This window comes from Paraferrimonas haliotis, from assembly GCF_002282895.1.
In the GTDB taxonomy this organism is placed as follows: Bacteria; Pseudomonadota; Gammaproteobacteria; order Enterobacterales; family Shewanellaceae; genus Paraferrimonas; species Paraferrimonas haliotis.
The window spans coordinates 68459-89180 of sequence record NZ_NRRB01000001.1 but is presented as its reverse complement, the minus strand read 5'-3'; the positions used below and the strand labels follow the sequence as shown (position 1 = coordinate 89180).

Genomic DNA, 20722 nt, shown 5'->3' with positions numbered 1-20722 from the left:
CTGGAAGACAGGAGAGCAAGCTAAGGCACTTGTTCTCCGATATAACAATCATAAATAACACAGAAGCCAGTCAACTGGCTCGTATTAACTATCCACGAGGAGACCTTAAATGGTGGATACTCAATCGCGCATTTTGCACGACTTAAGTCGCGCAGAACTCATCGAGCATGCCCTACAAAATAACGAGGGGCACTTAGCGAATAACGGAGCACTGGTTGCCTATACTGGCGAGCGTACCGGACGTTCCCCGAAAGACCGCTTCATCGTTGCCGAATCAAGTACCGAGAGTCAAATTGACTGGGGCAAGGTGAACCGACCATTTTCTCAGGATAAATTCGAGGCACTTTGGCAAAAGGTGTCCGAGTATTTATCACGCCGTAACCGTTATCAATCGCAATTGCATGTGGGTGCCTCCAATGAGCATTATTTGCCATTGCGCGTGACCACAGAGCTGGCTTGGCATCATTTGTTTGCCAATAACTTGTTCATACGACCAGACTCCTACAACCCCTCCGACAAGCCCATTTGGCAGATAATGAATGCTCCTAGCTTCAAGTGCCAACCAGAGCAAGATGGCACCCACAGCGATGGTGTGGTGATCATCAACTTTGCCGAAAAGAAAGTATTACTTGCTGGCATGCGTTACGCAGGGGAAATGAAAAAAGCGATGTTTTCAGTGCAAAACTTTTTGCTTCCCGACAAAAACGTATTGCCCATGCACTGCAGCGCCAACGTAGGTGAAAGCGGTGATACCGTGCTATTTTTCGGGCTATCGGGTACCGGAAAGACAACCCTTTCGGCGGATCCGAAGCGCTTCTTAATAGGTGATGACGAACACGGTTGGGGCAATGGCGAAGTGTTCAATATTGAAGGCGGTTGTTACGCCAAATGCATTGACCTTAGCCAGAAAAACGAACCGGTCATTTGGGATGCCATTAAGTTTGGAGCCGTACTTGAAAATGTGGTGCTCGATGGACATCGTGTTCCTGATTACCACGACACCAGCTTGACGGAGAATTCTCGAGCCGGATACCCGTTGTCTCACATTGGTAAGCGAGTTGAGCAAAACAAGGGACAAGAGCCCCACGCTGTAGTGTTTTTAACCTGCGATGTATCTGGGGTGTTACCGCCGGTGTCATTGCTGAACAAGGAACAAGCAGCCTATCACTTTTTGTCCGGTTATACCGCAAAAGTGGGCTCCACCGAAATGGGCTCGAATGCGGCTATTGAGTCCACTTTTTCAACCTGCTTTGGTGCACCCTTCTTTCCACGACCGGCGTCGGTGTACGCACAACTGCTAATGGAACGAATTGAAGCATTCGACACTCAAGTGTATTTAGTAAACACTGGCTGGACCGGCGGCCCTTACGGGGTTGGTCGTCGCTTCGATATTCCCACCACCCGAGCCATTATTGATGCCATCGTTAATGGTTCTTTAAAAGGCGGTGCTACCGAACACTTGCCGGTGCTAAATCTTGAGGTTCCAACTCAGGTTGAAGGCGTTGATAGTCAATTATTAATTCCTCAAAACACCTGGCAAGACTCTGATGCCTATCAACAAGCCGCGAACCGATTGGCCAAGCAGTTTGTCGACAACTTCAGTCAATACGAGGTTGCTCAGTCCATCATTGATGCGGGCCCTCAACTAAAATAACCCTCTAATATCCCGAGGCTTTTTGCCTCGGGTTACCCTCAATGATCCTTATCACACATTCTCCGCGTTAAAAGTTACAGTCATCATTGTTAGTGGCTTGTAACTTATCAGTTAACAAGTCAAGGGGATGTGTAAGCCATGAAATCATTAACTGTCGAATCGTTAGTAACCACTGTCGTTATCGCGGCCTTATTTTCTTTGTGGTCAGCATTGGTCATGCCTAGCCTCAGCTTTGGTCAAGCAGAAGCTAGAGTCAAACCGGCCGCCACTAACTACGCCAGTGAATTATCTCATCCGGAATTGTTTGAGCTTGCTAATGAGTTGTCCAGTCAACCCGCGATAGCTATTCACGAACATGGCTTAGCCATGCACTACGTGGTCTCAGACCCGTTTCTCGTGACTCAGTTTGGTTTGACTCAAGAGTTGACAAATAACGGCTGGTACATTTTGCAATCTGAAACCAATGGCTTTGGAAACTACAGCGAAGGCACTATCCAAGCTCGCAAAGGCAACCATTATGCAACGCTTTACATGGACCAAGATAATGCCAACACCTTAGTCGCTCTATGTTTATGGCCAACCCAACCGCAGGATCAAAGCTGTCAAACTCGATAGTGCGGTTACTCGCTTGAGAGCAGTGAAGACAAGGATAAAGCTCCGCTAATCAGCGCGAGCTTTTGTTTTTTGGAAAGCTTTTTAACTTGATACTCTAACTTAGAGGCTCGCGAGCGATCGCCCACGGCTTGACTGAATTCTAGGCGTAACGGACCTCGGCCTTTCAAAGCTTTTGCCGCCAACGGTGTATGGCAATGCTCGTTAAAACGGCGCTTTACATCGGTCGTAATACCGGTATAAAGCGCCCCATCATTGCGGCGAATCAGATAAAGGTAATATTCACTCATTACCAACTGCGCAGTTTGTGTCCCTTAACCGCGTAATACAATATGAACAAGTAACAAGGCAGCAAAATAGCGTAAGACAACTGCGAATTACCGCTGCTTTCCGCCAACCAGCCATAGATAAATGGCAATATCGCTCCCCCTGAAATCCCCATAATAAGTAAGGCGGCGCCTGTACTGGTGTGCTTACCTAAACCGTCCAGCGCCAACGGCCAAACCGCTGGCCATACCAAGGCATTAGCAAAGCCAAGTAGTGCTAAAAACAGAACCGTATTGGGGATGGTTGGGATGCCTACTAAAGCAATGGTTGCATCGGCAATTGAACTGGAGTCAGCGGCGCTGAACATAATACCAGCACTGAATAAAATTCCAGCCACCGCTGAGCCTAGTAGCGCCGTTTCTTGTTTGATAAAACGAGGAATTGTCAAGGTACCAATAATGTAGCCTAAGACCATAAAGGCCATGGTATAACTGGTCAACATACCAAAATGACTGACGCCCGATTGACGCCCATAAACACCGATGGTATCACCAGCGATGACTTCCACACCAACGTATAGAAATAAGGTGATGGCCCCTAGAATGAGCTGTGGATACTGCAAAATGCCGCGGTTGTCGCCCACTTGACCCTCATCGTCCAGCTCAAGCTCCGGTAACGGTGAAAACTTAATTGCTGCAGCCAACACCATAAGCACACCGGCCATGTAGAGATAAGGTTCAACTAAGCGATTCGACAGGTCTGACAATGCTTGCTCTTTAGCTAGGCTATCAAGCAGCGCCATTTTTTCTTCTGAGAACTGGTCCATTCCCGATAACATGAGTGCCGTGAATAAAATCGGAGCAACAATGCCGGCTCCTTTGTTCAACAGGCCCATGATGCTAATACGAACCGCCGCACTCTCTTTAGGTCCTAAATGAACAATGTAAGGGTTCGACGCCGTTTGCAAAATGGTGAGGCCTGAGCCCATGACGAACAATGCAAACAAGAAAACGCCATAGTTACGGGATTGCGCTGCAGGAATAAACAGCAAAGAGCCCACCGCAATAATAATCAGGCCAAGCATCATGCCATTCTTGTAACCCGTGCGTTTTAATATGGCCGACATGGGTAAGGCCATCACTGTGTAGGCAATGTAGAAAGCCATGGTGACCAAATAAGCTTCCATTTGATTGAGTTCGCAAACGATTTCCAAAAAGGGAATCAGTGAACCGTTCAACCAAGTAACGAAGCCGAAAATAAAAAACAGCGCACCAATGATGCTCATTGGTATCAGCTGACTTTTTTGCGGAGATGTTTTGTCGATTGCAGCATCCATAATCAGAGTCTTTTCCGTTATTTTTGTTGTAAACACTGTCGCACTTGTTCATAAAAAGCACAAATGACAGCGGTGTCATTTCGTATAACTTACGTCACTTTTTGTTCAATTGCCAACTTCTTTTTCGCTTAATCGGCTAGCCCGGCTGCACTATCCAACGTACGCTTTGCTCGCCATTTTGTTGTGGATCCAAGTGCTGATGCAGCTTACTCAGCAGGGCCTGCAACTGAGTATCCAGTTGATAGGGCGCGTTAATAATGGCCATCCCGGAGCCATGCATGCCAAAGTCTTGTGCTTGTGGCTCAACACTAAGTTCTGCTACCAGCAGGTTTTTAGGCGCGAGCGCTTCTAATTGCGATAACAGCCATTGGCTGTGATCTCGCTCTGCTGCCAACATCGGATACCAGACGGCATAGACCCCAGTATTCCAGCGTTTAATGGATTGTTTGACGGATTTAACCACCGCCGCATAATCTTGTTTAAGCTCATAAGATGGGTCGATTAACGCCAAGCCTCGCTTAACCGGTAAAGGTAAGATGCCCGGCAAACCTTCAAAACCATTGCGATGGTGAATGCCTACTCGTTCATCCCCACCTAGGTTGTTGCGTAAGTTCTCAATTTCAGTGTTATGCAACTCCATAAGCTGCAGACTATCGTGGTCGCGAAGAAGCAGTCGAGCGATTTCTGGTGAGCCCGGATAATACCGCAGTTGGTCGTCACTGTTGTGATGGGCAATGGCCTCAAAATAGCCTGTTAGCTCAGGGTAATCCTGGCGGTGTTGATACAGCTTTTGAATGCCGTGTATGTATTCACCCGTTTTTTGGGCAGTCTCATCGTGCAAATCATAAAGTCCGCCACCGGAATGGGAGTCTAGATAGCAGAAAGGCTTGGCCTTTTGCTTAAACTTCTCCAACAGCAAAGACAAAGTGGCGTGTTTTAAGACGTCGGCATGATTGCCGGCATGAAAACTGTGACGATAACTGAGCACGAGCACAAATCCTTGGAAAATTTGTGCTCAGAGTAGCACATTTCCAGCTGTTTTTGCTGACAAAAAAGACGCCGAACTGGCGCCTTTTTGGGCTTAATAAACGTGTTAGAGCCCCGCTGAACCCACTGCGAATGCAATGATCACTATCGGCACCACAATAATAAGCACCGATAAGACAAAGTTGGCGATGGCTCTCCAGATGCTAAAGTTCTGCACTTCTGAAATGCCCACCACCATGAGAATAAGCCCCCAGATGCTCACCACTAGGCTGACCAATCCCCAAGCGGCAACTAATAGAGTAACAATCAAGCCTGGATGAGTTTCAAAGTACTTAGGGTCGAAATAGCCATTGCCCATGATGACCAAAAACAGCAACAAGAACGGCAGATTGATCAGCGAAGGTAAACTCGACCAACTAAACACATCCCGCAAACGTGCATAACTGGCGGAACCGCCTAACAACTTACCGGTGAACTTGAACAAGAACGACGACAGATAAACGCCGATAATACCGCCGATACTGCCCCCTACGAGCGCGGAAAACAACAGCACCATAATGCTATTAAATTGGCCATCTTCCTGCATAAAACCGCTGGCCAATACTTGTACGACCCCAGCTAGTGCAGCGATGGTCAAGTTAAGTTTAGGCAGCGGGTGTTGTGCGAGCGCTCGATACGCCTCTCGTGGGTAGAACCAAATTTCCGTGAGCGGATGGCGTAACTGTTCTTGAGTCTGCTCGTGGGTCTGTTCTTGATCTTGGGCAAGGCTTGAATCTTGCGCATTGGTCATTTCTGACGATTCACTTTGTGGGTTTAGGTCGAGCTTTGATTGTTCGTCTTTCATGGTCATCCTTGCCAATAGTAAAAATCACTGACTTAAGTTTGTACAATTTTTCATCTAATTGCTAGTGGTTCGGGAAAAAGGCAAGCGTACCGTTGCGCTAAGTCCTCCCTCCTGTCGATTGGTTAACGACACATGCCCGCCGTGCGAAACGACAATGCGTCTTACAATGGCTAATCCCAACCCAGAGCCTACGCTGCCGCGGGCGGTATCACCTTGAGTAAAGGGCTGAAACAGCTCTTCGAGTTTATTTGAATCAATGCCAGGACCGTTATCGCTGATTTGCACAAAGCTGAAATCGCCATCGTCCCATACTCGAATGGCTATCCAACCCTTGCCGTAGCGATGCGCGTTTTCAACCAGATTCGCAATAACGCGTTTGATGGCAACCGGGTTCGCCAGTACCGGCTGCTCTGAGTCAATCGTTAGCTCTAATTCTTCGATGCGATGAGCCTCGGCTTTGGCAATTTCTCGAGTTAACTCGGCTAAGGTGCACTGCACCAAGTTGTCGTGATGATCGGTACGAATAAAGGCGATAAACTGGTTGATGATTTCGTCCATATCTTCAATATCATGGGCGATACCTTGTTGCAAATACTCATCTTGCTCACTCATCATTTCACTGGCCAGACGAATTCGTGTGAGCGGCGTGCGTAAATCGTGGCTAATACCCGCCATCAGCAAGGCTCTGTCTTGCTCTAACTGCTTCATGCTCGATGACATTTTATTAAAGGCTTTGGTCACCTCTTCCACTTCGGCGCTGCCTTGAAGCGGCAAAGGGTTGGGATAGTTACCTCGGGACACGTCCATGGCGGCTTTTTGTAAGCGACGCAACGGCCGAGATTGTTGGCGAGCAAACAACCAGCCCCCAGCGACACTCAAAACCCCAATGACTAACAAGTACAAGGTAAGTGGAGAGATGTTCGAATCGGACATACCAGGCAGCGGAATCCGAATCCAAATACTGGGTGCTTGTGGTGGTCGAACCCACACCCAATATTGCACCCCTGAGGTAATGCGAACATCGGCCTCACCACCTAATTGAATGGACATTTGATCGGATAAAAAACCGTAATAAGTCGCTTGTTCAACCCCTAAATCTCGCGCTTGTTGCAGGGTATAAATTTGTAATTCATCGTCCCGAGTTTTAGCTCTGAGCGCTTCCACTACCGTCGGTCTATCCGGCGCAAACTCTAGACCATCAACAAACAATTGATTAATTTGCCGGCCCATTAACTCGTTAAGCTGCAGAGTGGTGGGCTTAATCACGTATACCGCCACGGTTACATAACTCACCAGCTGGTTGATCAATAACACGCTTCCAATTAGCAATGCCAATTGGCCAAAAGCGCTTCTAGGCAGTAATTTTCGCAGCATACCAGCGAACTAGCGGCTGGCGCCATCAGGAATGAAAACGTAGCCGAGTCCCCATACCGTTTGGATATAACGCGGGTTGGTTGCATCGACTTCAATTAAGCGTCTTAATCTTGAAACTTGCACATCGATGGAGCGTTCCAATGCCGAGTAATCACGACCGCGAGCTAAGTTCATCAGTTTGTCTCGAGACATGGGCTCACGAGGATGGGAAACCAGCACTTTTAACACCGCAAACTCACCACTGGTTAGAGCAATAGGCTGATCCCCTTTCATCATTTCTCGAGTGGCAAGGTTTAAATTGAACTCTCCGAAGCTCACCAACTCTTCTTGCTGCGATGGCGCACCGGGCGCATCGACGCTTTGTCGTCGCAATACCGCTTTTATGCGAGCTAAGAGCTCTCTGGGATTAAAAGGCTTGGGTAAGTAGTCATCGGCACCCAGCTCTAAACCAATAATGCGATCCACCTCATCGCCTTTAGCGGTAAGCATAACGATGGGTAATTGATCGTCTTTTTGTCTTAAACGACGACAGATAGACAGGCCGTCCTCGCCTGGAAGCATGAGGTCCAATACCATTAAGTGAAAATTTTCACGCTCTAAAAGGCGGTCCATTTGCTCGGCATTAGCGGCGGCTCGTACTTGATAACCTTGCTCAACCAAGTAGCGCTCTAGCAGCGCTCTAAGTCGCATGTCATCATCCACAACTAAGATTTTCGAAGTCTCTTGTCCCATGAGCAATTTCCTTAGCGGCAACGTTTATATGACGAGTCTACACTAGTGTTTAACTAAATGACTGATAAGACGCTTTAAAAAATAAGTTTTCTTAGAAAAAAGTGTTAACAAGCGTTTCATGTTGGCGTTTCAAAGCCTGGGTAATTGATACGATTAACGTACCAAACTTTGTCACCGTTTGGTGTCGCCACCACAGCTTCATCGTCTACTGATTTCTTAAGCAGAGCCCTAGCCATGGGCGAATCAATGGATATGGCCTCTTTTTGGCCATAAATTTCATCCGGCCCCACAATTCGAAACTCCAGCGTGTTGCCTTGTTCATCTTCGATTTCAACCTGAGCACCAAAAAATACTTTACCCAATTGCTGAGCCGAGGGCGCCACTACTTTTAAATGTTCAATACGCTTTCGTAAAAAACGAACTCGGCTGTCGATTTGCCTCAATAATCGCTTGTTCTCTTTATAGTCAGCGTTTTCACTGCGATCACCAAGGCTGGCTGCCCAGGTAACTTTCTTAGTAATTTCAGGGCGGTACTCAAGCCACAAGTAATCGAGCTCTTTTTTAAGTTTTTCGAAGCCTTCGGGTGTGATGAGATTGGTGGCCAAGTCGCAATCCTCAGTTCTGCTAAAAAACCTATACTAACAATAATTGAGCAACTGGAAAAAGCGTGGGCTCGATTGTATGTGACCGTGGCGCAATTATGCTAATGTGTTGAGCCTCGCACTATTACAAGCACGATTGGAAGCAAAAACTATATGTCGACCATCAGTCAACTAATCGCCTCTGAATTGGCCATTGCCCCGACTCAAGTTCAAGCCTGCATTGAGCTCATTGACAGCGGCGCAACCATTCCCTTTATCGCTCGCTATCGCAAAGAAAAAACCGGTGGCTTAGACGATACTCAATTACGCCAATTAGCCAGTCGTCTTAATTATTTGACCGAATTAAACGAGCGCCGCAAAGTGATTTTGGCCAGCATCGACGCCCAGGGAAAACTCACCGATAAACTCGCCAATGCCATTAATAGCTGTGACTCAAAGAGCCTGTTGGAAGACTTGTATTTACCTTATAAGCCCAAACGCCGAACCAAAGGGCAAATGGCCATCGAAGCAGGGCTTGAGCCGTTAGCCGATAGTTTGTTGATCCACCGCGATCAGCAGCCGCTAGAAAAAGCTCAAGCCTACTTAAACCCAGAAGCCGGAATCAATGACGCTCAAGCGGCCCTAGATGGTGCCAGTTTTATATTAATAGAACGCTTCGCCGAAGACGCTCAGCTGTTGCAAAAAGTGCGGAGCTTTTTGCAGAAAAACGCTCAACTCAAAGCCCAAGTTGTGAAAGGACAAGAAAAAACAGGGGCTAAATATCGAGATTATTTTGACCACAGCGAAGCCCTTGCCAAAGCGCCCAGTCATCGTGTTTTAGCCATGCTGCGAGGGCGTAACGAAGGCGTGCTGTCATTGGGGTTGGAAATACCCCCTAGCGACGGCGATAGCCGCCATCCTGGCGAGCAAATTGTCCATGACCATTTGCGCTTGGGGTTTGCTGGGCAAGCTGGCGACGCTTGGCTAAACCGAGTCGTTCAGCTTTGCTGGAAGCTGAAAGTGGCGGCGCATTTAGAAACCGAATTACTCACACAGCTGCGCAAAAATTCGGAAACAGAAGCCATTAAAGTGTTCGCTCGCAATTTGGGCGATTTGCTAATGGCACCTGCGGCTGGCGCGAAGGTCACTATTGGCTTAGATCCAGGCCTTAGGACCGGCGTTAAAATTGCTGTGGTGGACGCTACCGGTAAATACTTGACCCACAGTGTCATTTACCCTCACCCGCCCCAAAATGCCTGGGATAAGTCGCGCCGCACCTTAGCCAATTTGGTTAAAATGCATAAGGTGGAGCTGATCGCTATTGGCAATGGCACCGGCTCAAGGGAAACCGACAAGCTGGTAGCCGAAATGCTCGCCGATATGGAATCCCCTAAGCCTAAGAAAATCATGGTTTCCGAGGCTGGTGCCTCGGTTTATTCAGCATCGGAGTTTGCCTCTCTAGAATTGCCGGATCTGGACGTCACCATTCGGGGGGCTATGTCCATTGCAAGACGTTTACAAGATCCGCTTGCCGAGCTGGTAAAAATTGAGCCGAAGGCCATTGGTGTAGGCCAATATCAACACGATGTTAGCCAAAGCCAGTTAGCTCAAAGTCTGGATGATGTGGTGGAAGATTGCGTAAATGCCGTGGGTGTTGACGTGAATACCGCCTCCGCCGCGTTACTGGCTCGCGTTGCCGGTCTTAGCAAAGCGATTGCTCAAAACATCGTCGCTCATCGCGATGAATTTGGACCTTTTAGCGAACGCAAACAACTGTTAAAGGTACCTCGTTTAGGGCCTAAAGCTTACCAGCAATGTGCCGGTTTCATGCGCATCATCAATGGCGACAACCCGCTGGATATGTCGGCGGTTCACCCTGAGGCCTATCCGGTGGTCGAGCGTATTGCCAAGGCCAATGAGCTCGCCAGTGCCGATTTAATTGGCCGCAGCGACTTGCTCAGCAAACTGTCCCCTCAAGACTTTATCGATTCGCAATTTGGTTTACCTACGGTCACCGACATCATTACGGAACTCACAAAACCTGGGCGAGATCCCCGCGGCGAGTTTAAAACCGCCAACTTTAAGGAAGGCGTCGAAAGCTTAACGGATCTGAAACCGGAAATGATTTTGCAGGGCGTCATCACCAACGTCACCAACTTTGGTGCTTTTGTTGATGTGGGTGTTCATCAAGATGGCTTGGTACACATTTCATCGCTGGCAAACGACTACGTGGATGACCCGCATAAAGTGGTTAAAACCGGCGACTTTGTAAAAGTGAAAGTGTTGGATGTGGACGTGGCTCGAAAGCGAGTGAGTTTAACCATGCGCTTAGATGAAAAAGCCGCCCCCGCTAAACCTAAGTCCAACAAAGCCAGCGCCAAAGGTAAGCCTGCTCGGCGCGCTGCGTCGCCTCGCAGTAAACCGGCACCAGCCACCAACGCCGCCATGGGCAATGCGTTCGCCGAGGCATTTGCTAAGGCGAAGAAGTAGCCCCGTTCATCCACTGACGCAGGCCTTGATAAAACGTCTGAGGGTGGGAAATAAAAGGGGCATGGCTGGCCTTAGCAATCACCCAGTCTTGACCACTCAGGTGCTGCAATCGCTCTTTTTGCGCGATGGGCGTTAGCCCATCAAGCTTGCCCCATACTCTCAGCCAAGGCATATTGATGTGCGCCAGTGCCTCACGCAGATCCAACTGCTCCAGCAGTGTTAAACCAAACTCCAGCGCTTTAGGGTGCGGCTCTGGCTGGGATAAAACTAACTGCTTTAAACGCTTGATGTCTTGCCTTGCGTCTGGGCTGCCCATAGCTTGTAACGCTAAGAAGCGCTCTTGGGTAAGCTTTGGATTTTGCTGCAACTGCTGCTGAAAAGTGGCTAACACATTGGCCTTAGTGCCCGGCCAAGCATCGTCTGCTACAAACTTGGGCGATGCCGCAACGCTGATTAATCCAGCCAGCTTGTTTGGGTATTTAAGCGCGATGGCCATTGCCAACATGCCCCCTAATGACCACCCCAGCAAAATACTTTGTTGCGGTATCTGAGCGGCAATGTGATCAACCCAGGCCTCATAGTCAATATTTACTAGCGGGCTTGCGCCATGCCCGGGTAGCGCTATGGTAATAAATCTTTGCTTATTCTGCTCAGCATGGCGTTCTAACTCACTAAACACACTGGGATTCATACCCCAACCGTGAACACACACCAAAGGAAATTCACTTAAATTAGTCCCTTGGTATGATGGCAGACCGTAATCGCTATTGGCTAAGCTTAAACTCATGAGATTGTTAACTTCTTTTGGGGTGACAGCACGCGCTTGGACAACTCGTGTTGGCTATTGCATAACAAGATTGCTAGCCAGTTTACCGAAGCGTTGTTTGCTGTGCCAGCACTGGCTGACCAATAATGAAGATGCTTGGTGTGACTATTGTTTTAGCCAGTATGCTGGCCCATGGCGGGCTTGCCTTGGTTGCGATGGTGCCCTACCCATTCAACCACCAATACGCTGTCATACTTGCCGACAAACGGAACAACTGATGGTTGTGGCTGCCTGTTATTATGCCTGTCATGCCGGCAAAGGCATTAACCAACTGAAACACGGTGGTCAACTGGTTTGGGTAGCGCCGTTGGCGAAATTGCTGTTGTTGCGACTTAACGTGCTTTGGAACAATGGCCTTATTGAGCCGGTTCAGGCCATCGTACCGGTTCCTCAGGCGCTTACCAGCCGCTTAACACGTGGCTTTAATCAGGCAGAGGTTATCGCCCATGAGCTTTCAAGACATTGCGGCATTCCGGTTATCGAGCTATTTGTCGCCCGCTCAAAAACGCCCCAACAAGGATTAAATCGCCAACAACGGCTCAACAATTTACGGCAGGTGTTTGAGCTAAAGGAGTCCCCAACTCTAAAACACATCGCCATTATCGACGATGTGTATACCACTGGCGCTACCAGCCAAGCATTGGCAAATCTACTTAAGCCATATGCGGTAGAGTGTCAAGTCTGGGTGCTGGCGAGAACCCAAACTAAAAGCGCGTTACAGGAACATTCCCGGTGCGAATAGTACGCTGTTGGCTAAGATTTTCTCTGTACCCAGCCAGATGTTTCGAAATACTAAATTGTCGGCAGCGATGACCACCTTGCCAGCGCCGTAGTTCTCAATCATTAGTGCATTTTGCTCAGCAAAGGCCTGTTGATATTCCTTAGCCAAGTAGCCGCTTAACAACGGGGATTTGGCGTAGCTGGCGACACTTAAAAACGGCTGTTTGGGTGCGGAAAAGGTAATGGCTCGATTCTTCATAACCGCCAAATTATCGCCTTGGGTACCAAACATCAGTGGGTGTGTGTTGTCCGTATTTAACTGCAAAATAGCACCGCCCACTGCTTTTTTGGCATTAAAGGCACTGCGATCGGCGTAACCTAGACCGCTGCTATCAAACAAGGGCGCAAAATCTTTGCGCTGACTCACCGTTACGCTCACCAAGCCTTGTTGTGCAGCCCACGCAGAAGCGCCTTGCAGCGCGATTAGAATGCCTCCGTTTCTTACAAACTCTTTAATATGGCCAACCTGAGCAGGCGTTAAATCGTTGTAACGACCATCGGTAAGAACAAGATGGCTGTATTGCTTTAGCACCTGGCTGGTTACCCGGTGCTTGTCCATAATCGTGGTTGGCAAATCCATGGTTCTGTCTAAATAATACCAAGCTTGACCAAAGCTCAACTGATTAACCCCTGCGCCACCTAGTAAGGCTAAGCTTACCGGTTTTATAGGACGATACTCAGGGCTGCCTAAGTCCGAACCACTGGCCGCTGCACCACTGCTGATGGCGATGGGTTCAAGTTGATATCGATTCACCCAAGGTTGCCCCAGCTCCACTAATTGTTCTGGCGAAAACTGTGGTTGGTCGGTTGGCACAAGTAAGAAGCCAGCGCCCAAAGACACGGTATTACCTGCTTGCTTTAGGGTCACCGGTTTATTGGCGAACTTAACGATAACGCCGCGATTTACCAAAGCCTGCGCGAGGGCTGGCGCTTTGCCGTGACGATAATCGAACAGCCAAAAATTAGCCGTATCATCCAGTACCAGTTGCAAACTGGGTGCGGTATCGGTCAACTTTTTGCTTGAAACGTTAACGTCTTCACCAAGATCCATGTCAAAAGCACGACCAATGTGCCAACTGGATATGTCGTAGAAAACGTTTTCGGCGAACTCGGTTCGGCTATCGAATAGGCTGTGCAGCAGAGGCGCTTGCGCTTGTTGATGCGGTAAGTACAGCGCGCCTTGCGGAGTGTATTGCACGCCTTTATGGGTGACCGTTTCCTTGAGGTATTTAAACTCAACATTGTGCTGCTTTAATATGCGGGCCAACTCATCTCGACGATAGTCATCGCCCTTAGCTTCAATCAAATAGCCGCGGCTATCGCCACTGGCTAATGCTTCTTTGTAGAACTTAGATTGATAGTCCTTTAATTGTGAAGATAAGGCTTGTGTCGCTTGAATGGTGGAAATGGACGTAAGCCATTGATTTCGAATGGCGCGTTGTAATGTGAGTACGCCATTATCTGAGTTTTGTGCATGGCCTCGGGCAGAGGCTTGCTCGAACAAGATACCCACCGACCCGTTAATATCAGGATAGGTAGAACCTTTCCCATAAAAGAAGTCATCAAATCGTTCACGGCTGAAGTAAGCCTGACGAACGCCGTCTAACGCGCGCTGATGGAACTGAGCAATGTCAGCGGTTAACTTTTGGTTCATTGCCGGCGTCAGTGGATTGGTTCGACTCGGAACACCCGGCTGAAAGAAGTAGGTGGAGTTATGCCCCATTTCATGAAAGTCACCGACGACGTGCGGTAACCATTGCTGAAATAATTTAACTCGGCCTTGAGACTCGGGGTGACGTAGGAATAACCAATCTCGGTTAAGGTCTTGCATGTAATGATTCACACGCCCTGAAGGCCAAGGTTCTTTATGTTCACGATGGTGATGATCCACCACAATGTTTTCACCCTTATGAGCATTGGCCCAGTTAGCAAAGCGATCCATGCCGTCGGGGTTTTGGCTCGGCGTGATAAGCACCACCGTATCTTGAAGCAGTTTATTAACCCACTGTTCGTTACTGGCGGCTAAATAGTAACTCATGAGCATACCGACATGAGCGCCGCTCGCCTCATTGCCATGAATGGAATAGGCCAACCAAACAACCGTAGGACCAGACTGCTGGTTGCCCTTACGGACGTCTGCACGTTGCTGCATGAGTTTATCGATATTGGCAATATTTTCAGGCGAGCCAATCGCTAGGCTTCGTTGTTGGCGCATTTCAAAACTGTGGCCGCTTTCAAGCAGCGCAACCCGGTTGCTTTGTTGAGCCAATAGTTGAATGTAACCGTTCAGCTGGTCGTGACGCAGGTGCCACTCGCCCACTGGGTATCCAAGGTAGTCAGTAGGGTGGGTAACTTGTTGCTGATACTCGACGTCCGGCAACACTGGATTTGCTATTGCCACCGGAACAAAAAAACAGCACAGAAGTGCTAGCATGCTTCTGATTTTCATGAGGTTTACATCGCCTTGTTGTTATAATTTTTTCCGTTAAAAAACCGATAGCCCATCAGTTTCTGTGAGCAACTTAACACTTTATCAGCCCCCCTGCCACGCTGATGTTGTTGCTGAATGTGTTTTAGCTCGCAATTGCTGTGGGTGTTTTTCGATTAACACTACCGCTTCTCGAATTGTAGGAGTATGATTAAGCCAAATCAGACTAATTTACTCAGATACTGCTATTGGAGCTGTTGTAATGATCGCTATTTCCGAATCGGCCCAAGGCCATTTTGCCAAGCTGTTGGCTGATCAACCTGAAGGCACTCACATTCGAGTGTTTGTTATCAATCCCGGTACTGCTACCGCAGAGTGTGGCGTTTCCTATTGCCCACCGGACGCAGTAGAAGCAGATGATATTCAATTGGAGTTTACTGGCTTTAAGGCCATGGTGGATGAGAAAAGCGCACCGTTTTTAGAGGATGCCGAAATCGACTATGTGGCTGACCAACTTGGGTCTCAATTAACCCTGAAGGCGCCCAACGCAAAAATGCGCAAAGTGGCCGATGACGCGCCTTTATTAGAACGTCTCGATTACGTGATTCAAGCTGAAATTAACCCGCAATTGGCCAGCCATGGCGGCCACATTGTGTTGACTGAGCTGACCGACGACGGCGTGGCCGTCATTCAATTCGGTGGCGGTTGTAACGGTTGCTCAATGGTTGATGTAACCTTAAAAGACGGCATTGAAACCCAACTACTAGAGCGTTTTGCCGGCGAGATTACCGGTGTGCGCGATGCCACCGAGCACGAGCATGGTGACCACTCTTACCAATAAGCCTGTTTAAGCGTCTTATTGGACCGGCTGATGACAGGCTTCCCAAGCCTGCATCAGCCGTTTTCGTTCAACCCCCCAGCGATACTGTCCAAGTTCGCCATTGGCTCTAATGACTCGATGACACGGTATTAAATAAGCGATGCTGTTCGAAGCCATAGCGCTTCCTACCGCTCGACTAGCTTTGGCGTTACCCGCCAGTTGCGCCAGATGTCCGTAAGAGACCAAATCGCCCGGCTTAATGCGTAACAATGCCTGCCAAATCTGCAATTGGAAAGGACTGCCTTTTAGCAGCAGCTTTATTGAGCTCGGTTGTTCGGAAAAAATTCGATTAGCCCAATCTTGCGCCATGTCGTTATCACCAAGCAACTGTGCATTTGGCCATTGCTGCTGTATGTGTTGCGTGGTTAAGTTTTGTTCAAACGCAAGGTAACACAAACCGCGAGCACACCACGCCAACGTGGCCTTACCAAACACAGTATCCGCTTGCCCATATTCAATGGTAACGCCTTTGCCCCCGGCCTTGACTTCTCCAGGCGTGAGCGCTTCTGTGGTCACCAGCAAATCGTGCAATCGGCTGCTGCTCGATAAGCCTAGCTGCAAGCTGGTTTGCTCAACGCTGCACTGCTGTTTAAGCGCCACCAACGCCCTTTCTTTGGTTAAATACTGCAGGAACTGTTTTGGAGAGACACCGGCCCACTCTCTAAACACGCGTTGAAAATGGTGTTCACTTAAATTAACCGCTGCCGCTATTTCAGCCAGTTTGGGTTGCGAGGTCAAATGCCCTTCAATGTATCGAATGGCCTCAGCCACTATCTGATAATGGCGATGCATGGGAGCAGGATTGGTCATGGTTAATAGAAAAACATAGTGAAACAATAGCCTCAGCTTACCTTAAGTGAAACCAAGCAAACCACCCGAATCTTGCGCTTATGCACTTACAACGACGCTCTTCAAATTGATTGCGCGGCATTGTTGATAAACCTGCGCCGGGCAATGCTCCAAGAATAATGACCGGATAAGGTTAACCCTCTTGCCACCATGAACGCGGAAAGCGCCGCCCATAAAGCGGTGTTGGTCAGCCCAAAAGAATGCAATATCCACCACATCGGAAAAAAGACGGCTAAGGCCGAAACCATCATGGAATTGCGCATAACCGCGCCTTTCGCAGCACCAATATAAACACCGTCCATCAAGTAGCACAGAAAACTCAACAAGGGTAACGCAATGACCCACATTAGGTACTCTTTGGCGTATTCTTGGACCTCGGCAATGCCGGTCATTAATGCAATAAGGTGCTCACCGAACAGTAAGAACGCTAAGCTAAAACATAAACCGCTAAACGCTCCCCACAAAAGATTGAGCTTGACTAAAAAGTGAAGTCGCTCAGGCTTATTTTGGCCATAGGCCTGCCCTACTTGTGCTTCTGCTGAGTATGCGAAACCATCCAGCGCATAACTAATGAGCATTAGGAAATTAAGCAAGATGGCGTTAGCTGCTAAAGGAATATCACCCAATCGAGCGCCTTGAAAAGTGATAAAGGAAAACACGGCTTGCAGGCAGGCACTGCGAATAAAGATATCACGCTTGAGCGCCAACAGCGCCCCCAGACCATTAATCGCTAAGTGACGTTTTAGGGCAACCACAACACTTAAGCCCATGCTCGTCAGCTGCCTATTGGCGAACACTAATAACAGCACCATGCTGCAGCTTTCTGCCAGTAAGGAAGCCCACGCAACGCCCTGCACACCCCAGCCCAGCCCAATAACAAACCATAAATCCAAGGATAAATTGACGCAGTTGGTCACAATGACCGCCACCATCGCCAACTTTGCTTGTTGTCGACCTAACAGCCACCCCATAAGCACTAAATTGGTCAAGGCCATTGGCGTGGCCCAAATACGGACCGAATAATAGGATTGTGCTTGGGCACTGACTTCGGCCGATGCACCGGCTAACCATAGCGCCAACGATTTAATGGGATGTTGCAAGACGAGAATCAACAGGCTAATGGCTAACGCAATACACAGCCCCTGAATCAACAGCTTAGCTTGGGCATTAACCTGCTCTCGACCAAAGGCTTGAGCCACCATCCCTGTGGTGGCCATGCGTAAAAATCCCATTAACCAGAAAATTAGGGTTATAATCATAGAGCCTACGGCAACACCGCCCAAATAATAAGGCTCATCCATATGACCAATAACCGCGGTATCCACCAGCCCTAACAACGGCGACGTGACGTTGGAAAGAATCATAGGAAGCGCCAACACTAATACGGCTTTATGTTGGGCAATGGACATAAACGATTTCAGATTATCACTCCTTTTCGTGAGGTAGCTTGTGACTCGAATTTTACTGCTTTTAACCACGTTATTGGCTTGCCAGCTGGCTCAAGCCGCTGTCATTTTACAATACCATCATGTATCGGATCACGCTCCGAAATCCACAACAACCAGCATTGATCGCTTCAACGAGCATATGGCCTATATTAAAGAGCATGAGTTCAATGTGATTCCCATGTCAAAATTGGTTGAGATGCTTAACAAGGGTCAAGAGCCAGCGCCAAAAACGGTTGTGATTACCTTCGACGATGGCTATCAAGACAATTTTGATAATGCCCACCCCATTCTAAAACAATACGGATTTCCTTATACCGTGTTCGTTGCAACCGACCCCTTAGATAAAGGCTTCCACCAAATGATGTCCTGGGAAACCATTGGCAAAATGGTGGCTGACGGTGTCGAAATTGCAAACCACACCTCAAGTCATCTTCATCTAGTGCAAAAGCTTGAGGGAGAAAATAATTCTCAGTGGCTGGCTCGCATTCAAAAAGACATTGAGAACGCCGAAGCAAAAATTAAGCAAAATACCGGATACAATTTTAAGATGCTGGCCTACCCTTATGGCGAGTATGATGATCAAGTAACCGCTCTGCTGGAACAGCTGGGTTACATTGGCATTGGCCAGCAATCAGGTGCGGTGGGGTTAACGACTGATCTGCGCGCCATTCCGCGCTTTCCAATGGCGAACACCTACTCCAGCATGCCGAGCTTCAAGGTAAAGATTAACAGCATGCCATTTACCTTGCTGGAAGTTACGCCCACCGACCCTACCTTAGCTCACGACAATACACGTCCCGAGCTTCGGGTGAAAATGGACGTCACGGATGTCCGCACTAAAGAACTGATGTGTTACGTGCAAGGCCAAGGTGCTGTGAAGCCGGTTTGGGTTTCCGACAATGAGTTTGTGATTTCCCCAGAAGGGGATGTGCCCGTTGGTCGCTCTCGCTACAACTGCACCGCGCCCAGCAAAACCAAAAGCGGCTACTTTTGGTTCTCACAACCTTGGTTGCGTGCTAAAGCCGATGGCACTTACCCTAAGGGTTAACGCTACAAATTAGCGGCTCTGCCTGAAATGATCAAAGCCACATCTTGAGCAACATCATCGCCGCGAACCATGGCAATTTTCCCGGGTTGCTGCGGCTTTGGTTTAAGCAAGGCCGCTAATTGCCCTTGAGGGTTAATCAAGGCAACCGCTGCACTGTGATCGACCAGATAATTATCTGGATCATCGCCACTCATTGAGTATACCAGCCCCAATTGTTGAGTGAGCGGATACAGCTGCGGATGGTCACCACGAATGGCACTAAAGCTCGGGTTAAAATAATCAATGTACTGCTTGAGCTTTTGCTGATGGTCGCGCTTTGGATCGACCGACACCAATACCACTTGTAAGTCATCGCCCATGGCCAACTGTTTGTGAGCGCTCTTTAACTGAATAAGAGTGGTTGGGCACACATCTGGGCAACTGGTGTAACCGGCAAACAACAAACTCCATTTTCCTTTGAGGCTTTCTGGGGTAAAGCGCTGACCGTGTTGGTCAGTCAATTCAAAGCCGGTTAGCTGCCTCGGCGTTGGATAAACCAGCGCAGAAATTGGCGCTTGCTTATCCAAAGATGGCTCAGGATTGATAATGCTTTGATTAACAAACATGCCCGCAAGCAGCGCCAATATCGCCACTCCAGCCAGTGGCAACCCATGCTTTAGGTTCATAACGCCCCCAAATAGTGATCCAGCAATAACACAATAAACAACAACATTAGATGAACGATTGAGAACTTAAATAAGCCCATGGCATGCTGTGGCTCGTCGCTGTATTTCAGCAGCCACGCTTTATAAATAAAACCCATGCTCAGCACGCTGGAACCAATCAAATAGAGGGTGGAACACATGCCCAACACGACGGGCAATAAACACACAACCCCAAGTAAAAACGAATACAACAAGATGGCTGTCTTGGTAAATTCAACGCCGTGAGTTACCGGCAACATCGGCATACCGACTTTGGCGTAGTCATCGCGACGATGAATGGCTAAGGCCCAAAAGTGCGGTGGCGTCCAAACGAAAATAATCATCACCAGTAACCACGCATGGCCATGCCAATCGCCTGTGACGGAGGTCCAGCCTAACAAGGGCGGCATGGCACCGGCTAAGCCTCCAATCACAATATTTTGTGGCGTGGCACGTTTTAAGTACGCGGTGTAAATCAGGGCGTAGCCAATTAAACTGGCAAAGGTCAACCACGCGGTTAGCGGGTTAACCAGCTCATGCAAAACCACGAAACCCAGCACGCTCAAACCAATGGCAAACATCAGAGCTCGTTTGGGAGACACTTTGCCCTCGGGCAACGGTCGTTTATGGGTTCTGGCCATCACCGCATCAATGCGTCGATCAATGAGGTGGTTAAAGGCTGCCGCAGCTCCCGACATGGCACCAATGCCAAATAATCCGAACAGCAACTTATCCAATGGTACAGCCCCGGGAACCGCCAAGCACATGCCCACCACCACGGTGAGCAACATCAGTGCCACCACCTTAGGCTTGGTCATTTCTAAGTAGTCTCGCCAGTTCAATTGAATCGGCGACGACCCAGAGTGTATTTGAGTATCAATTGTCTTAGCCATGCTGACTCCT

Annotated in this window: 19 protein-coding genes; 6 read left to right on the top strand and 13 right to left on the bottom strand. The window is 48.6% G+C overall.

Annotated features, from left to right (window positions below; all coding sequences use genetic code 11):
• Positions 1 to 109: 109 nt before the first annotated feature.
• Together CLC91_RS00370 and CLC91_RS00365 are read left to right on the top strand one after the other, a co-directional pair.
• On the top strand, positions 110 to 1654 hold the full coding sequence (locus CLC91_RS00370; protein WP_095496976.1) for a phosphoenolpyruvate carboxykinase: 1545 nt from the start codon (positions 110 to 112) through the stop codon (positions 1652 to 1654).
• A 138-nt stretch (positions 1655 to 1792) separates the two neighbouring features.
• Entirely contained in the window at positions 1793 to 2269 is a 477-nt protein-coding gene (locus tag CLC91_RS00365) for a hypothetical protein (protein ID WP_095496975.1), read from the top strand.
• A 5-nt stretch (positions 2270 to 2274) separates the two neighbouring features.
• Here the strand turns inward: CLC91_RS00365 and CLC91_RS00360 are convergent, their stop codons facing one another.
• The 7 genes from CLC91_RS00360 to greB form a co-directional block, all read right to left on the bottom strand.
• Entirely contained in the window at positions 2275 to 2556 is a 282-nt protein-coding gene (locus tag CLC91_RS00360; protein WP_095496974.1) for a GIY-YIG nuclease family protein, read from the bottom strand.
• Entirely contained in the window at positions 2556 to 3869 is a 1314-nt protein-coding gene (locus CLC91_RS00355; RefSeq protein WP_095496973.1) for a sugar MFS transporter, read from the bottom strand. The genes CLC91_RS00360 and CLC91_RS00355 overlap by 1 nt, the downstream gene beginning before the upstream one ends.
• Before the next feature lie 136 nt (positions 3870 to 4005).
• On the bottom strand, positions 4006 to 4857 hold the full coding sequence (locus CLC91_RS00350; protein ID WP_095496972.1) for a 23S rRNA (adenine(2030)-N(6))-methyltransferase RlmJ: 852 nt from the start codon (positions 4855 to 4857) through the stop codon (positions 4006 to 4008).
• A 105-nt stretch (positions 4858 to 4962) separates the two neighbouring features.
• Entirely contained in the window at positions 4963 to 5700 is a 738-nt protein-coding gene (locus CLC91_RS00345; RefSeq protein WP_158220662.1) for a Yip1 family protein, read from the bottom strand.
• Positions 5701 to 5754: 54 nt separating this feature from the next.
• Positions 5755 to 7074: a two-component system sensor histidine kinase EnvZ gene (envZ, locus tag CLC91_RS00340; RefSeq protein ID WP_095496970.1), complete on the bottom strand. Its 1320-nt coding sequence runs from the start codon at positions 7072 to 7074 to the stop codon at positions 5755 to 5757.
• Positions 7075 to 7083: 9 nt separating this feature from the next.
• A complete protein-coding gene (ompR, locus tag CLC91_RS00335; RefSeq protein ID WP_095496969.1) occupies positions 7084 to 7806 on the bottom strand; it encodes an osmolarity response regulator transcription factor OmpR in 723 nt (240 codons plus the stop codon).
• 116 nt (positions 7807 to 7922) lie between these two features.
• The gene (gene greB / locus CLC91_RS00330; protein ID WP_095496968.1) at positions 7923 to 8411 is read right to left on the bottom strand and encodes a transcription elongation factor GreB; all 489 of its coding nucleotides are present in this window, start codon (positions 8409 to 8411) and stop codon (positions 7923 to 7925) included.
• A 150-nt stretch (positions 8412 to 8561) separates the two neighbouring features.
• Here greB and CLC91_RS00325 point away from each other — a divergent pair, with 150 nt between their 5' ends.
• Positions 8562 to 10877: a Tex family protein gene (locus CLC91_RS00325; protein WP_095496967.1), complete on the top strand. Its 2316-nt coding sequence runs from the start codon at positions 8562 to 8564 to the stop codon at positions 10875 to 10877.
• Here CLC91_RS00325 and bioH read toward each other — a convergent pair.
• Complete coding sequence (gene bioH / locus CLC91_RS00320; RefSeq protein ID WP_095496966.1) at positions 10861 to 11664, bottom strand: pimeloyl-ACP methyl ester esterase BioH; 804 nt, start codon at positions 11662 to 11664, stop codon at positions 10861 to 10863. The two genes, CLC91_RS00325 and bioH, sit on opposite strands and share 17 nt — an antisense overlap.
• Here bioH and CLC91_RS00315 point away from each other — a divergent pair.
• On the top strand, positions 11663 to 12445 hold the full coding sequence (locus tag CLC91_RS00315) for a ComF family protein (protein ID WP_125828461.1): 783 nt from the start codon (positions 11663 to 11665) through the stop codon (positions 12443 to 12445). The two genes, bioH and CLC91_RS00315, sit on opposite strands and share 2 nt — an antisense overlap.
• Here CLC91_RS00315 and CLC91_RS00310 read toward each other — a convergent pair.
• On the bottom strand, positions 12419 to 14932 hold the full coding sequence (locus CLC91_RS00310; protein ID WP_095496964.1) for a M14 family zinc carboxypeptidase: 2514 nt from the start codon (positions 14930 to 14932) through the stop codon (positions 12419 to 12421). The genes CLC91_RS00315 and CLC91_RS00310 overlap by 27 nt on opposite strands.
• A gap of 241 nt (positions 14933 to 15173) precedes the next feature.
• Between CLC91_RS00310 and nfuA the strand changes: the two genes are divergently transcribed.
• Positions 15174 to 15752, top strand: coding sequence for a Fe-S biogenesis protein NfuA (gene nfuA, locus CLC91_RS00305; RefSeq protein ID WP_095496963.1), 579 nt, complete (start codon positions 15174 to 15176; stop codon positions 15750 to 15752).
• Between the two features lie 15 nt (positions 15753 to 15767).
• Here the strand turns inward: nfuA and CLC91_RS00300 are convergent, their stop codons facing one another.
• Both CLC91_RS00300 and CLC91_RS00295 read right to left on the bottom strand, forming a co-directional pair.
• Positions 15768 to 16628: a methylated-DNA--[protein]-cysteine S-methyltransferase gene (locus tag CLC91_RS00300; RefSeq protein WP_233132546.1), complete on the bottom strand. Its 861-nt coding sequence runs from the start codon at positions 16626 to 16628 to the stop codon at positions 15768 to 15770.
• 74 nt (positions 16629 to 16702) lie between these two features.
• Positions 16703 to 18049 (bottom strand): MATE family efflux transporter, encoded by a 1347-nt coding sequence (locus CLC91_RS00295; RefSeq protein ID WP_095496961.1) that lies wholly within the window; start codon positions 18047 to 18049, stop codon positions 16703 to 16705.
• Positions 18050 to 18089: 40 nt separating this feature from the next.
• Here CLC91_RS00295 and CLC91_RS00290 point away from each other — a divergent pair, with 40 nt between their 5' ends.
• Entirely contained in the window at positions 18090 to 19136 is a 1047-nt protein-coding gene (locus CLC91_RS00290) for a polysaccharide deacetylase family protein (protein WP_233132545.1), read from the top strand.
• 2 nt (positions 19137 to 19138) lie between these two features.
• Here the strand turns inward: CLC91_RS00290 and CLC91_RS00285 are convergent, their stop codons facing one another.
• Together CLC91_RS00285 and cyoE are read right to left on the bottom strand one after the other, a co-directional pair.
• A complete protein-coding gene (locus tag CLC91_RS00285) occupies positions 19139 to 19801 on the bottom strand; it encodes an SCO family protein (RefSeq protein ID WP_095496960.1) in 663 nt (220 codons plus the stop codon).
• Positions 19798 to 20712 (bottom strand): heme o synthase, encoded by a 915-nt coding sequence (gene cyoE / locus CLC91_RS00280; RefSeq protein WP_095496959.1) that lies wholly within the window; start codon positions 20710 to 20712, stop codon positions 19798 to 19800. The genes CLC91_RS00285 and cyoE overlap by 4 nt, the downstream gene beginning before the upstream one ends.
• Between the last annotated feature and the right edge of the window lie 10 nt (positions 20713 to 20722).